This window comes from Hydrogenophaga bisanensis, assembly GCF_042665135.1.
Taxonomy (GTDB): domain Bacteria; phylum Pseudomonadota; class Gammaproteobacteria; order Burkholderiales; family Burkholderiaceae_C; genus Hydrogenophaga; species Hydrogenophaga bisanensis.
In genome coordinates this window covers 433,758-447,937 of the sequence record NZ_JBHTBX010000001.1, presented here as the reverse complement: position 1 = coordinate 447,937, position 14,180 = coordinate 433,758, and the positions used below count along the sequence as shown (strand labels likewise).

Genomic DNA, 14,180 nt, shown 5'->3' with positions numbered 1-14,180 from the left:
CGCCTGGCACCGGTACGGGGGAGCTGGGATCAGGATCTGCCCGCAGTGGGAGACGTTCGAGCAGTTCCTGCAGGACATGGGGCTACCTCCCACTCCTGGGCACTGGCTTGGGCGCAAAGACGTGAGCGGGCACTACACGCCGAGCAACTGCCTGTGGACGGAGCCAGCAGCCCAGCAGCGGCGCCGAAAGTTCTGCCACCAGGTTCACCTGAAGGACGGCAGGGTGATGACGGCATTAGAGGCGTCGAGGTTGCCCGGGATGCCGGGGTTCTGGGCCGTGCGCAGCAGACTGGCCCAGGGCTTCAGCCTGGAATTACCCCAGCCACATCGGCTGTATCGCACGTCCCGCTGGATCAACTGGCAGGGGGAGACGCTGCCTCTTCCTCAGTGGGCGAAGCGTCTGGGTCTTCGGCCCCAGGTTCTGGCCAACCGTCTGCGCCGGATGACGCTGGATGCAGCGATGACGCCCCAGGTGATGCGCGAGCACCGGGCGATCGAGTGGCAGGGCGAGCGGCTGCCATTGAAAGTCTGGGCTTCACGTCTGAAGCTGAGCACACGGACCCTGAGACGGCGGATCGCCAGTGGCATGCCGCTGGAGCAGGCTATGACACCCGAACCCTTGAAACCCTTTCGGCGGAGCTTCCGCAAATCTGAACCCACCACCCAGGAGTGACACCACCATGAGCACAAAAGCGAATCTCTACCTCGATCAGGCCCTGGCAGCCACGGGCTTTGCCGTCATCGACAGCACCATCGCGTGCACCCTTCGTCCGGATCTGTGGTCATCGGGCATGGAGGCGGCCGGCGACTTCTCCCCGACGTTCTTCCGGCCGACTGACCGAATCGGGGTGCGTCGGTACCGCGGGTACCTGGAGGGACGCGAGGATCGTCCGGTGGATATCCTCGCCCGCAGCCACGATCGCTTGGCCATGCGGGTGGAGTGGATCACCGGCATGAAGCTGGTCGATCTGTACGAGGTCCTTCCTCAGCGCAGCCCCATGGCCGTCGGCGCTGGCGTGGTCCCTCCCCGCAATGACCGCCATGCGAGATCCGAGGATGTCCATGCCGGGGTGGCCACGAAGGAGCCAGGGCGCGCCTGTGGTGAGTGCGATCACTTGTCGGTAGCCGGCCGATGCATGCGCGCCTCGGTCAGCACTCTGGAGTGGCCCAACCAAAACGCGCCACGGCGCTGTGTTGCCTTTCAGCCGAAGTTTGACGCCAACGACCAGCGCAATGGCCTGCAGCTTTGGCCTGAACTTAAAGAAGTGGCCAGCGCATGACCACGTTCGTGAATACCAACGACGAGCCGGCATTGCACACCGAGGCTGCAGCGCTGGCCCTGGTGGCCACGCAAGCGGTAACGATCAGCGTGGTGCTGGCCAGGGAACTGGAGCGCCAGTGCTTCGATGCCTGCACCCAGGTCACCCAGCGGGACGTCGCAGAGCTTCGCTATGCCGCGGGTGAGGTGGTCAGCCCTGAGTTGGCCAGCAGTGTGCAGGCACTTCGCCAAGCGACTGGGCTTCGGGAAGAGTTGGAGTCCTCAATGCATCAGCTCCTTGGCTGGTGCGCATCCGTGCAGGTGCGAGAGGCCTGGATCACATCCAGGGAGTTCACCGGGGCCATGCAATGAGATCGCACAACCCTTTGACCCGATGGATTGTTGAGTTCCAGCGACACCAGCCTGATGCGTCAGTGAAGGATGCATGGTCTCACCTCCTGAACGTCGTGCCAGCCTTTGGGCAGTTGCCATGGGTTTCCACGATCGACACGAATGGTCATGCGATTGCCTACCGCCGACGGCCTGGCAATCCTGAGACCGTGGTTACTCGCTCCAGCTTTGCGAGGCAGTTTCAGCGATGCAGACTGACTCAGATCCGTGATGCCTCTGACAGCAGATCGGCCGATATGAGTAAGTCGATTGGGGCCCTGCGAGCTGAAGATGTAGATCTCCCAGGCCGATCAGAACCCAACACTGTGAGTGCAACATGACAGTCGTCTGCTCTGTGCAATGTCGGATGTACTCCCCTGCCGGCGAGCCCAAAAAGGGTGTCCAAATCACTGCGCGATTGAACCGTCCCAGCGTGACGACATCAACGGGTCTCATCTTGCGGAAAGTCCAGCAGGTGGAGACAGACGCCGACGGGTTTGCCGTCCTTCACCTTTGGCCAAATGAGCTTGGCATCGAGCCATCGGCATACCTCGTTTCGATATACGACCCCAAGATTGGACGGTCAGCGAAAGGAACGGCGCTCGTTCCCAACCTGGCATCAGCCGACCTTCACGAGATCCTCTGCCTCGGCACTAGTGGCGTGACGTTCTCGTCCTGCAGTCACTCAAGCAGCTCTTGAGCAGAGTCCGGCTGCCCTGCGACAACTTATCGAGTTTGTCGCCGTTTTCGTGGTGAGCATGCGAATCTAGCTCCGTTGTTTGTGCTGCAGAGGATGGCGGCGACGTTGTGATCTACGTCATGTGGGCGAAAGGATGCCGCTATGTTGATTCGCAGTAAGCACGATGGGTATTGGGGGGACGGCATTCGGCTGTACCTGGGTGGCGGCGGTGGCTCTGCTCCGCCCCCGGATCCTCGCCTGGTGGACGCACAGATCAACTCGCTGAACATCCAAGCGGATGCGGCGAAGTCGATCATGGCCAACGCCAACGCCATGGCCCCGCTGCAGCAGCAGCAGATGCAGTTTGGGCTCATGGCGGCAAGAACCGCCTATGCAGACTCGCGAGAAGACCGCCGGTACATGCTGGAGCGCCGTGGGCAGCTCACCACCCAGCAGAACCGGATGATCAAGGAGGCCAACGAGTTCAACCTGCCCGGCCGGCAGGAGGAGCTGGCCAGCAAGGCGATGGCCGACGTTGAGACGGCTGCCGCAAGCGCTGACCAGGATCGTGTCCGTAGTCTCACCCGCATGGGCGTCAACCCCAATTCCACGCGGTTTGGCGTGGATGCAAATGCCGCGAGTCTGGCCAAGGCCGGTATCAAGGCTTCTTCAGGGAACGCGGCAAGAGCTCAAGCTCGAGAAGAGGGTCGCGAGCTCACAAACAGAGCTGCCAATGCGCTTGCTGGATACCCAGCAATGGGCATGGCTGCAACTCAGAACAGTGCTGCCAACGGAATGGCGGGGGTCACGATCGTCAATCAAGGCTTGGCGGGGATGACCAGTGGTTATTCGGCCGCCGCGGGAGCAGCCAGCGGCGCGGGCTCGACTGCAGCACAGCTCTACGGCACCCAGTCCGGCATCTACCAGAACTCGCGCAACGCTGCCGCCCAAGAAGACGCCGCCCTCTGGGGTGCAGTCGGCATGGGTGCAGTCGCAATTTGACGTCTGACGTCAAGCACAACGAACCATAGGAGGCCACCATGGGCTTTGGTCTGAACTTTGCGAGCTTCATCAACGGCATGGGCAGCGGCTTGGTATTGCGCGATCGCTTCCAAGCCGCCGGCGATGCTGAGGAAATTCGCTCGATCACGAAAGCGCGACCGGAACAGTCGAAGGGCTTCACCGAAGCCCAGGGCGAGGAGCTGCGCCGCGCGGCCGAGTCTGGCCAGTACGACATCCGCTGGGATGAGCAGCGGGGCTCTTACACCGTGACCCCGAAAGCTGACTCGACCCAGGTTGGACACGTGAGCCAGCAAGGTGTGACGGACTTCCTGGGAAAGCGTACCGCGGGCAATCTCTCTGACGAGGAAGAATTCAGCGCTCGCCAGTTGGCCATCGCTGGTGTGCTCGACCGCCGTGATCCCGGCGCGGCCTCCCGCATTCGGCGTGATCTGGTCACATCCAAGCGGGAGGATCAGCGCTTTGAATGGGAGCAACAGCGGGCTGACCGCGAGGCGAGAGCAGCGGCACGCAAGGAAGCAGACGATACTGAGCTTCGCGATGCAATGGGCCACAACCCAGTCGTGATCACGCGCCAGCGTCCCGACGGCAGCCTGGAGCAGGCAGACTCCCGAATCACCCGCAATGCGAACGGGCAACAGGGGGCTGGCCAGCAGCAAGACGATGCGGCGAGCTACTTCCAGACTGCAGCACCACGGGTCGTGAGTGTCCTGGTCAAGCAGGGAAAGCTGCAGGAAGCGCAGAAGTACCAGGAGTTCATCGACTCCCAACAGGGCCGGCAGTACGCGACGATGTGGACGCGCGGCGTGCGTGCCTTGTCGTTTGGTGACACCCAGACGGCCATGCAGCAGTTCGAGCAGCTCTACAACTCTCAGCTTTTCAATGATGGCTTGACCGCCAAGTTCAGCGCCATCGACCCGAGGGCTGGAACCTTCCAGATCGATCTGCAGGACAAGGACGGCAAGGTCGTTGCAACTGAGCAGGGCTCTGCCAACGAGCTGGCCAGCAAGGCGGCTTTGTTCCTCGATCCTGTCCGCGCGGTCGAATTTCAGGCGAAAGAGACAGCCAAGAGGCAGTCCGAAGAGGCGGTTCTTGATCGACAGATCCGACTGGAGTCAATTCGACAGCAAGGCAGGGAGCAAGCGGAGGACCGGCGTGATGCGAGGCTGGCCGCCCGTCTTGGGGTGACTGGTCAGGCGCGGCCGTTGACCACCTCGCAGCAGCGGATCAATCAGGAGATCGACGTGTCCCGTCGAACGATTGCGGAGATCGACCCGGCCGAACTCAAGCGCAAAACGACTCCCACCAACCAGTGGGGAGGTCGAAATCCCGACTTCGACCCCGCGCTGGCGCGCGCGGCGTCTCAGGCCGCCCGCCGCAAGTACGGAGAAGACCAGGACTTTGATGCCCGTGGCACCGGTTCCAGCGCGCCTCCCTCAACCCAGCAAGGGGGTAGCAAGGTCGCACCCTCAGCGGCTGATCGATTCAAGGCGGACAAGTCCATGCAGGCGAACCGGCTGGGTAAGCAGACCGATCGCGGCTACGAGGTCTTCGATTCCAAGGGCAAGTTGATCGGTTACTACCGCTGAGGGAGATCGGGCATGGGATTCATTTCGCTTGATGAGCTGGAGCAGGGGCAACAACAAACTCCGGTAGCTGATGCGCAGCCCTTGGAGCCCATGGGCTTCGTTCCCATTGAGCGCGAACGCACCTGGGGGGAAGCGGCCAAGGACACCGCGGTGCAACTGGCTGAGGGTGTCAACACCATTGCGGGCGCGGTTCCCAACCTGGTGGCACCAGAAGGAAACGTCGCCGGGTTCTTTCGGGAGAACGCCGACTTCTGGCGCGACAAGCAATCTGATCCACTGAAGAAAAAAATGGCGCGCGCCGACGAGGCGATCACCGCCGCCGGTGAGGATGGCGTGATTGCCCAGGTTGCAGAGGCCGCATCACAGTATTTCAGTGACCCTGCACTGGCCGCCCGCTTTGTGGTGACCAATCTGCCGAGCATGATTCCTGGCATCGGAGCGGCGAAGCTGACCCAGGCCGCTGCCCTGGCCAAGGGCGCAAGCCTGGCGCGAGCCGCCCAAGTGGCCACGACAGCGGCAGGTGCAACCAATGCGGTGCTCAATGCCGGCGGCGCCCGGGGCGAAGCCTTCGAGGACATCAAGCGCACGCTGGTTCAGCAGGGCTACACCGTCCGGGAGGCCGAAGAGCTGGCCATCAAGGATTCGCGTGTGGTGGCGGCCGTCGGCGGTTTGACCGGTTTCATCAGCGGCAAGACGGGCCTGGAGGGCAGCGTCGTCGGCAAGGCTGGCGCGGGCAGCGCCGTGCGTGCTGGCGGGCGAGCCTTCGTGGCAGAACTGGCCGGCGAGCAACTGGAGGAGGTCACGCCCAAGGTGACCACCAACGTCCAAGCCTCACGCTATGACGGCCGATCCATCGGCAAGGATGTTGGGCGCACCATTGTCGAGACAGGCATCGGGTCTGGTCCGGGCGCTGTCGTCGCCGGCGGCACCACCGGCTTAAATGTGATCCGCAGCCAGCCGGGAGCCCAGCAGGCGGGCACGCCGACCGGTTCGGCTGCGCAAGCTGGTGCGCCCGCGGATGGATCTGCTGGCTTTACCCCCGTCGCGAGTGAGCCGAGTGGTAGCGCGTCGATCTCTGAGGCAGTGCAGCCTGCACCGCCGACCGCCCCGAAGGTGGCAGCACTGGCCCCTCTGGATGTTCGTCTGGCGGAGCTGGAGCTACTGGCGCAGTCACGTGACCTGACCGACCAAGAACTGACCGAGGCGCAGGATCTGGTGCGCCAGCTCGATGAAGCCGATCCGCTTGGCGATCAGCCTGGGATGACTGGACCGGGTGAGGAAGCTACCCCGGGGGCTGATGAGCTGGATCCTCTGAGCGCTGCAAGTCCTGAGCCCGCTGAATCGCAGGGCGCCAGCGATGCAGGGCCCGAGGTCTTGAGCGAGGGGCCGATGGCGCCCGTACTTGCTGAGCCTGGGCTGGCATCGGTGGATGTCGAGCAGGTCACACAATCACAACCGGATCCTGCCCTGCAGCAGCAGCCAGGCGCTGACGCCACGCCCGTACCAGAGCAGTCATCGAATCCTGATCGCATTGGGTTCACAGCGCTGACGGATCAAAGCGTCTCGCAGTCGTCCATGTCCCTGTCCGGTCCCACGGGACAAGTGCAAACTGCACCCACCGTGCAGGCACTGCAGAACAGGGATCGCTCCCGGGCGGCCTCGGTGGCTCAGATGGCCGACATTGCCCGAAACCCGGATTACATGCGCCTGGCAACCAGCCGGACGCCCGACGCAGGGGCGCCGATGGTGTTTGCGGTGGGCGATGAGCTGGTGAAGATTCCCCAGGGCAACGGCGGCAGGACCGATGTGGCTGTCATGAGTGACGGCCAGCGCGTGCCGTTCCGCTATGCAGTGGTGGACGCGAGCAGCGTGGAGCCGTCGAATTTCGTGGATGGTCGGAGCAACCCAGCCTTCAGCGCGAACGTGATCGGCACTCTCAAGGCGCTGAACAATGGCCGCACAGCAGGTCTGCGCGCTGCCTATGAGGAGGGGACGGCCGAACAGTACCGCGCGGAGCTGATTGCCGACGCCCAGGCCCACGGCGTTCCGGTGGAGGCGATCCAGCGCACGCCCAATCCGATCCTTGTCCGGGTGTACTCTGAGCAGTCCAATACGCCTGACATGGCGGCCAAGAGCCAGGGTCAGGGGCTTGGAATGTCGCCGGCAGAGCTGGCGGTCCAGGATGCCAGCCTGATCAACTCGGGTGCGCTGGCAGTCCTGCAGCCTGGCGATCTTTCCAGCGCAGCCAACCGGGATTTTGTTCGGACATTCATCGGACGGGTGCAGCAGGTCGGTCAGGACGTGGCCGGGATGATGACTGCCGATGGCACGCTCTCGCCGGCAGGTCGCCAGCGTATGCAGGCCGCGCTGATGCAGGCCGCCTATGGCGACGCGGAGCTGGTCGGGGAGTTGTTCGACAGCCTGGACACCGACATCAAGTCGATTGGGGAAGCCCTCAAGGCAGCGGCCGGAGAGTGGGCAAACCTGCGAGACAGCGCCCGACAGGGGGTCATCAACCCGGCCGCGGACATCACCGACAACCTGATGCAGGCGGTCAACCTGGTGCGCCGGGCCCGTCGGGACAGGACTTCACTCTACGATCTGACCCGCCAGCCAGACCTGATGACCGGTCAGACGCCCGATCCGATCACGGTCGGCGCCCTGCGCATGTTCTATGGGGGCTCGTATCTGGTCCGCGCGCTGGGCAGGGATGCCATGATCAGCATGTTGCGGGACTATGCACGTTCGGCCATGGCCACAACGGCTGGCGCCGATATGTTCGGCGAGCAGGTTACACCCGGCCAGATCCTGGCTGGCTTCGAAAACCAAGGAGTTCTCAATGCGCAAGATCCAGCCCAAGACCGTGGCCGAGCACCCGATGGCGGCCAAGTTGCTGTCCGGGGTCCTGATGCGACACGCGAGCCAGAACAACGATACGGCGGTGATGAAGGAAGCGCAGGAGCTGTCCGACCTGGCCGATCAGGCGCAGTCGAACCTGCAGGTTCCAGCCAGCCCGGCGACACCGGTGGACAGCCCGAGGCGGCCGACCAACCAGTAGCTGCAGATCTGGAGTTGCTGCGACGCGAGGCCCTTCCAATTGCTCGCACCGGCGCTTTTGCCAAGCATGGACTGAGCTTCGAGGAGCGCGGTCAGCAAACGGCGGTCATGTTCAAGGGGCAGGAGATTGCCCGCCTCGATGGCGCCGGAAGCCGTGCCAACATCGTCAAGGCCATTCAGTCGGCCATCGCCGGCAACACGCCGCAGGCCCAGTCCTCTCAGCCGGCGGTCCGGGCGCCCAAGGCGAAGGCTGCGAAAACACCGACGGCAGAAGTCCGGCCCGAGGAGCCTCGCATCGCGGATGTGGGCGAGCAGCTCTATGCCAACCGCCGAAACTTCACCGGCCGGGGTCTGAAGTGGGATGACGTACAGGACCTGAACGACACCCTCAAGCTCAAGGAAGTGACCAAGGCCAAGGTCTGGCCGCGCCCGGACTACGAGCAACTGGTCACCGATGGCATGCCGCCGGTGGTGGCCCGGCTGGTCAAGCAGGTGTATGACGGCATCAGCGCCGGCCCGACCGTGCGCAGTAGCACACCACCGACAGACGCGGACCTGCAGCGCTACATCGACACCCTCAGTAAGGTTCGGGAGGGGCTTTTCTCTTTCGTGAAAGACCGCCAGCGGGTCGCCGCATTCGCCCAGGGGGTGCTGGCCACCATCAAGCGCGATGCATCCGCGATCGGGCCGGTGTCGGTGATCGACCTTGCCCGGGAAACCATGGACCCTCAAGGCGTGGCCACCGTCTTGCTGCGCCAGGTTTGGCCAGACCAGTTTGCTGATGGTGTGCCGACCATGGGTCGCTTCCGCCGCGGATCAGACGCCCACCAGGATCTGGCGATCATCGGGGGCAACAAGGCGCTAGCGGCTATGCAGTTCACCCGGCCAGACCTGAGCAAGTGGGTTGCCGATCTGGGCAAGGGCTGGCCGGCCAAGCGCGAGGCCTGGCAGGTTCAGGGCTATCGAGTTCTGGGGCCGGACGAGTACGTGCTGGACCGATACGACGGAGCACGCGGAACCGTGCACTACATTCGCCCGGTTCAAGGGCGTGGCTCCTGGTCCAGGGCTGAGCCGTTCACCGGTGGCAAATTCGCTCTGGTGCTTGACTCCGGATCCTTCGCCCAGGAGTTCGACACCCGGGAGGCGGCCATCGAAGCAGCACGGGAGAAGGTCAAGCGATCTACCTCGGGCGGCCAGGACATCCGCGGCACAAACATCGCGGAAGCTGAGCGGGTGGGCCCTGCACGCCGCCAGGATGGGGAGGACGTCACCCCGCAGGGCCTGATGGACACGTTCGGCTTCCGTGGCGTTAACTTCGGCCGAGAGGGCTGGATCAAGCAGGCCGAGCGCCAGGAGTACCTGAACCAGGCGTATGACGGCTTGCTCGACCTGGCTGAAATCCTGGGTGTTCCCCCCAAGGCGATGAGCCTCAATGGAAAGCTGGGCATTGCCTTCGGTGCACAGGGCAAAGGCAAGTTCGCTGCCCACTTCGTACCGGGGTACAACGAGATCAACCTCACCAAGACAAAGGGGGCTGGCACGTTGGCCCACGAGTGGGGTCACGGCTTCGACCACTATTTCGCCACGCTGGCCGGCCTGGAGAAGGATGCCGAGCCGTTCCTCTCCGAGCACGCGAACAAGGGCGACACAACTGATCGGATGGTGTTTGAGGATGGTCGCTACGTCAGCAAGAAAGGCATTCCCACCTTTGGTGACGGCATCCGGCCAGAGATCGTCATGGCATTCCGGGCGATCTACCAAGCCATGGAGAAGCGCAACGAGTCGCCCGGTGAGGCCCAGGCCCGGCGAGCCATGGCCAAAGAGTCAGCGGCAAAGCGCCTGAAGCAATGGCTGCGCGTGGCCCGCGGCAAGATCGAGGACAGCGCTGCCAGCAACAAGGCCGATCTGCTGGCCGAGTTCGACCAGCACGCCGAGAAGCTGCGCGAGGGCGACACCGGTGACGGGTACGAGCAGGCCGGCAAGCAGGTGTTCAGCGCCAGGGTGGCCGCCGTGCGCAACCTGATCAAGGACGCCACCGGGCGGGTTTGGAGCCTGGACGAGTCCAATGGACTGGAGGCCTCCGCCAGCTACGTGCGCAGCCTGGCGGGCAAGGAAGATGCCGACGCGACTCACGAGCCCCAGAAGGTCAGCAGCCAGTACAAGCGCGACAGCGTGGCTATGGACCGGGAGAAGGGCGGCAAGGCCTACTGGAGCACGCCCACGGAGATGTTTGCCCGTGCGTTCGAGCTTTATGTGCACGACAAGCTGTCTCAGCGTGGCCAGCGAAACACCTTCCTGACTGACGCAGAGCAACGCGCGGCAACGCCGGTGCAGGTGGATGACACCACCAGCGCCATGGGCAGGGCCAGCGGCGCCAAGCGTGATCTGTACCTCTACCCGGTGGGCCAGGAGCGCCAGACGCTGCGCGATGCCTTCGACTCCCTGATCGGCCAGATCCAGACCCGCGAGACCGAGCAGGGCGTGGCCATGTTCAACCGCAAGGACGACACCTATACTGACCAAAATGGAACTGACACCCAGCCAACAGCCCAAGACCTGGCCGACATCGAGGCCCTCGAAGCCATCGTTGACGATGGAAATCGGGGCGCCATTGACGCCGGCCGGTCGCGACGTGCCCGTGACGTCCGTCCATTCCGATGGGTTCGTCTGCCTGACGGTGATGGACTTGCCGACATCGCCTCAGCCTTCGGCAAGCGAGTCGTCGGATTTGACGTCCCCGCCGGTGTTCTAAGCCGGGAATTCGGGTTCTTCAACGGGGTGACCCGCCCCGGGCGCGACAACCGGATCTTCATCAACGCGAAGTCAGACCGTCCGCAGCTTGCGGTGCTGGGCCATGAAATGGGGCACCAGCTCAAGCGGCAGCGCCCGGATCTCTACGACGATCTGGTGGCTGCGATCCGTCCTTATGTCAGGGCCAAGGAATACGGCACCGAGTTTGCGGCCTCGTCGGTGGCACGGTTTTCGTACCCCCAGGGCGCGACCGCTGAGCAGAGGGATGCTGCAGTGCGGGAGGAGTTCATCGGGGAAATCCTCTCCGATGGCTTCATGGACAAGGGCTTCTGGCGCGCTGTCGGTGATCACAACCCCAGTTTGCTGCAGAGTCTGGTGGGTTTCATCGGTGGCCTGATCGACCAGATCAAGGCGGCCGTGGGGTACGCACCAAGGACCGCCCGATACCTCACCGACTTCGACCGTGTGATGCAGATCGCCGGCCAAGTGATGGCCGAGTACGGCCTGGATTCCGCAACGGCTCGCATGGATTCGACCCCGGACGGTGCCCCCCGATTCCAGCGAAATGACCAGGACGAACAGACCCAGCCATCGACAGAGCAGCAGAACGTCTGGACCCGTGCCAAGGCGAAAGTCCAGGAGCTGACCAGCCCCGCAGCCATCGACCGCCTGCTGTATGAGTTCCAGGACAAGCTGATTGACCTGCGCCGGCTGCGCGATCACATCAAGGCCCTGGGCGGAACGGTCACGGACCTCAACGACGCCTATCTGGGCGAAGAGCTGTATCACAAGCGCCTGGCCAAGCGGACAGCAGACTTTCTGGACAAGGAGCTCAAGCCCCTGCTGGGCGAGCTGCGCGCGCGAGCGGTCAGCCTGCCTGAGTTCGAGCAGTACCTGCACGCCCGGCATGCGCCAGAGGCAAACCGTGTGCTCGCTCAGCGCAACCCCAATCGCACGATCCTGGAGGCCAACCGACAGAAGGCCGCCAAGGCGGTACGCGACCTGGAGACGCAACTGCAGCGAGCCAAAACACAGGGCAGTGCGACCACCGCGATCGAGGAAGCGCTGCAGCTTGCCCGGGAGGATGCGGCCATGTGGCGTGGTGCGCAGGCCTTCACCGGTACGGAGGATGAGCGGCTGTCGCTCTCCGGAATGTCTGACGCCCAGGCCAAGGCCTTCATTGACGCGCTGGCTCCGCGCAAGCGCCAGCACATGCAGGAACTGGCCGCACTGGTCGACAAGATCCAGGCCAAGACCCTGGATGATCTGGAAGCCTACGGGTTGATGGACAAGGCCACGCTCAATGCCTGGCGTTCGTCCTATCAGTTCTATGTGCCCTTGCACCGCGACGAGGCACGTCCGGAGAGTGACCGCCATCCGATCGGCCAAGGCTTCAGCGTCAAGGGTACCGGGGTCAAGAGCCGGGTCGGCTCCAACGAGAAGGTCACCAACATCCTGGCCCACATCGCCATGCAGCGTGAGGCGGTCCTGACCCGCGGCGAAAAGAACAACGTGGTCAAGAAGCTGTACCTGATGGCGGCACAGAACCCGGATGACGAGTTCTGGGTGCTGGACGCTCCGCCGAGAGTCAAGACAGTGGATCCGCGCAACGGGACCGTGCGCACGACGATCGACCCGACCTACAAGCATCGGCCCAACGTGGTGATGGTGCGCATCGCCGGCCGAGATAAGTCCATCGTGTTCAACGAGCACAACCCCAGCGCCGTGCGCCTGGCCGAGTCCATGAAGAACCTGGACATCGGCGATCTGCACGTGGTTGTGGGGCTGGCGGCCAAGGGAACCCGTTGGTTTGCCAGCGTGAACACGCAGTACAACCCGATCTTCGGCCTGATCAACTTCGCCCGCGACGTGCAGGCTGGACTGCTGAACCTGAGCACCACCCCACTGGCCGGCAAGCAAAAAGACGTTGCCAAGCACGTGATGACCGCCATGCGCGCCATCTACCGCCAGCGCAGGGGCAAGGCCTCGCGCAATGGCCAGTGGACCGCGCTGTGGGAGGAGTTCGAGAACGTCGGCGGGACTACCGGGTACCGTGATCTCTTCTCGGATGCCGACGACCGGGCCAAGGCCCTGGTGCGCGACCTGCAGGCGCTCGATCGTGGGCAGGTTTCCAAGGCAGCCCATGCGGTGGTCGACTGGCTGAGCGACTACAACGAGGTGATGGAGAACGCGGTCCGTCTGGCAGCTTACAAAGTGGCCACCGACCAGGGCATGAGCAAGGAGCAGGCCGCCAGCCTGGCCAAGAACCTGACGGTCAACTTCAACCGCAAAGGCCGGCAGACCCGTGAGCTGGGCGCGCTGTACGCATTCTTCAACGCGGCGCTTCAGGGCACGACCCGGATGGTCGAAACCCTGCGCGGCCCGATCGGCAAGCGGATCATGTACGGCGGGGTGGCCCTGGGAGCGATCAATGCCTTGATCGGCATGGCCATGATGGGTGCCGGTGATGACGACGAGGCGGACAACTGGGAGAAGATCCCCGAGTTCGTCAAGGAGCGCAGCATCGTGATTCCGTTGGGGCGCGAGGACTATCTGACCATCCCGATGCCGCTGGGCTTCCATGTGTTCCCCAACATCGGGCGCCTGGCGGTGGAGTTTGCCTTTGGGGACGACCAGAAGTCGCTGGGCAGCCGTCTGGGCGACGTGCTGTCGATCCTGGTCGACGCCTTCAACCCGCTGGGTGGCGCGCAGAATCTGGGCCAGATGGTGTCTCCAACCGTCATCGATCCGGTGGTGGCACTGATGCAGAACCGGGACTGGACCGGCAGGCCGATCTACCGTGAGGACTTCAGCGACCTGGATCCGACACCAGGATTCACCCGTACCAAGGACAGTGCATCGTCGGTTTCCCGGGCAATGGCCGAGGCGATCAACACGATCACCGGCGGGTCGGAGTACCGGCCTGGCGCCTGGAGCCCGACACCGGACCAGATCGACTACGTGTTCGGCCAGCTCACCGGCGGCCTGGGGCGCGAGCTGATCAAGGTCAATCAGACTCTGACCTCAGCCGTGACCGGTGATGAGCTGCCCCCGTACAAGGTGCCGCTGATGGGGCGCCTGTACGGCAACACCCGGGGCACGGCCGGTCAGTCCGAGCAGTATTACGAGAACCTGCGGCAGATCAATGAGGCGGAGCGTGAACTCAAGGGCCGCCAGCGCAAGGGAGACGCGGCCGAGGTCTTCATGCAGCGCGAGCCGATGACAGGCGTCATTTCGCTGGCCAACCAGGTCGATCGCCGGATCCGGGAGCTTCGCAAGGAGCGCAGCGAGTTGGTCGAGGACAAGGGGCCCGGCTATCAGACGTGGGTGCGCGACATCGACATGCGCATAGCCCAGGCCATGGCTGAGCTCAACAACGAGGTGACAAGGGTGCGCAGGGAGGCAGCCAAGTGACGAAGGCGCATGGGAAGCGGGC

At 63.8% G+C, this 14,180-nt stretch carries 6 protein-coding genes; all 6 read left to right on the top strand.

Going from position 1 to position 14,180, the window contains the following annotated elements:
• Window positions 1-121: 121 nt before the first annotated feature.
• The 6 genes from ACFQNJ_RS02100 to ACFQNJ_RS02075 all read left to right on the top strand — a co-directional run bounded on the left by ACFQNJ_RS02100 (window position 122) and on the right by ACFQNJ_RS02075 (window position 14,158).
• Complete coding sequence (locus tag ACFQNJ_RS02100; RefSeq protein WP_382253447.1) at window positions 122-673, top strand: hypothetical protein; 552 nt, start codon at window positions 122-124, stop codon at window positions 671-673.
• A 7-nt stretch (window positions 674-680) separates the two neighbouring features.
• Window positions 681-1,280, top strand: a complete 600-nt coding sequence (locus ACFQNJ_RS02095) for a hypothetical protein (protein WP_374638871.1) — start codon at window positions 681-683, stop codon at window positions 1,278-1,280.
• Window positions 1,277-1,630 carry a hypothetical protein gene (locus ACFQNJ_RS02090; RefSeq protein WP_374638872.1) on the top strand — a complete coding sequence of 118 codons (354 nt, stop codon included), beginning with the start codon at window positions 1,277-1,279 and terminating at the stop codon, window positions 1,628-1,630. Before ACFQNJ_RS02095 ends, ACFQNJ_RS02090 begins: the two co-directional genes overlap by 4 nt.
• A gap of 958 nt (window positions 1,631-2,588) precedes the next feature.
• Complete coding sequence (locus ACFQNJ_RS02085; RefSeq protein WP_374638873.1) at window positions 2,589-3,329, top strand: hypothetical protein; 741 nt, start codon at window positions 2,589-2,591, stop codon at window positions 3,327-3,329.
• 38 nt (window positions 3,330-3,367) lie between these two features.
• Complete coding sequence (locus tag ACFQNJ_RS02080; RefSeq protein WP_382253441.1) at window positions 3,368-4,936, top strand: hypothetical protein; 1,569 nt, start codon at window positions 3,368-3,370, stop codon at window positions 4,934-4,936.
• 12 nt (window positions 4,937-4,948) lie between these two features.
• On the top strand, window positions 4,949-14,158 hold the full coding sequence (locus tag ACFQNJ_RS02075) for an LPD38 domain-containing protein (RefSeq protein WP_382253439.1): 9,210 nt from the start codon (window positions 4,949-4,951) through the stop codon (window positions 14,156-14,158).
• The last annotated feature ends 22 nt before the right edge of the window (window positions 14,159-14,180 follow it).

What these genes read in the sequence shown, in the direction of transcription:
- ACFQNJ_RS02080 (WP_382253441.1), top strand. Translation starts at nt 3,368, where the DNA reads ATGGGCTTTGGTCTGAACTTTGCGAGCTTCATCAACGGCATGGGCAGC.
- ACFQNJ_RS02090 (WP_374638872.1), top strand. Translation starts at nt 1,277, where the DNA reads ATGACCACGTTCGTGAATACCAACGACGAGCCGGCATTGCACACCGAG.
- ACFQNJ_RS02095 (WP_374638871.1), top strand. Translation starts at nt 681, where the DNA reads ATGAGCACAAAAGCGAATCTCTACCTCGATCAGGCCCTGGCAGCCACG.
- ACFQNJ_RS02075 (WP_382253439.1), top strand. Translation starts at nt 4,949, where the DNA reads ATGGGATTCATTTCGCTTGATGAGCTGGAGCAGGGGCAACAACAAACT.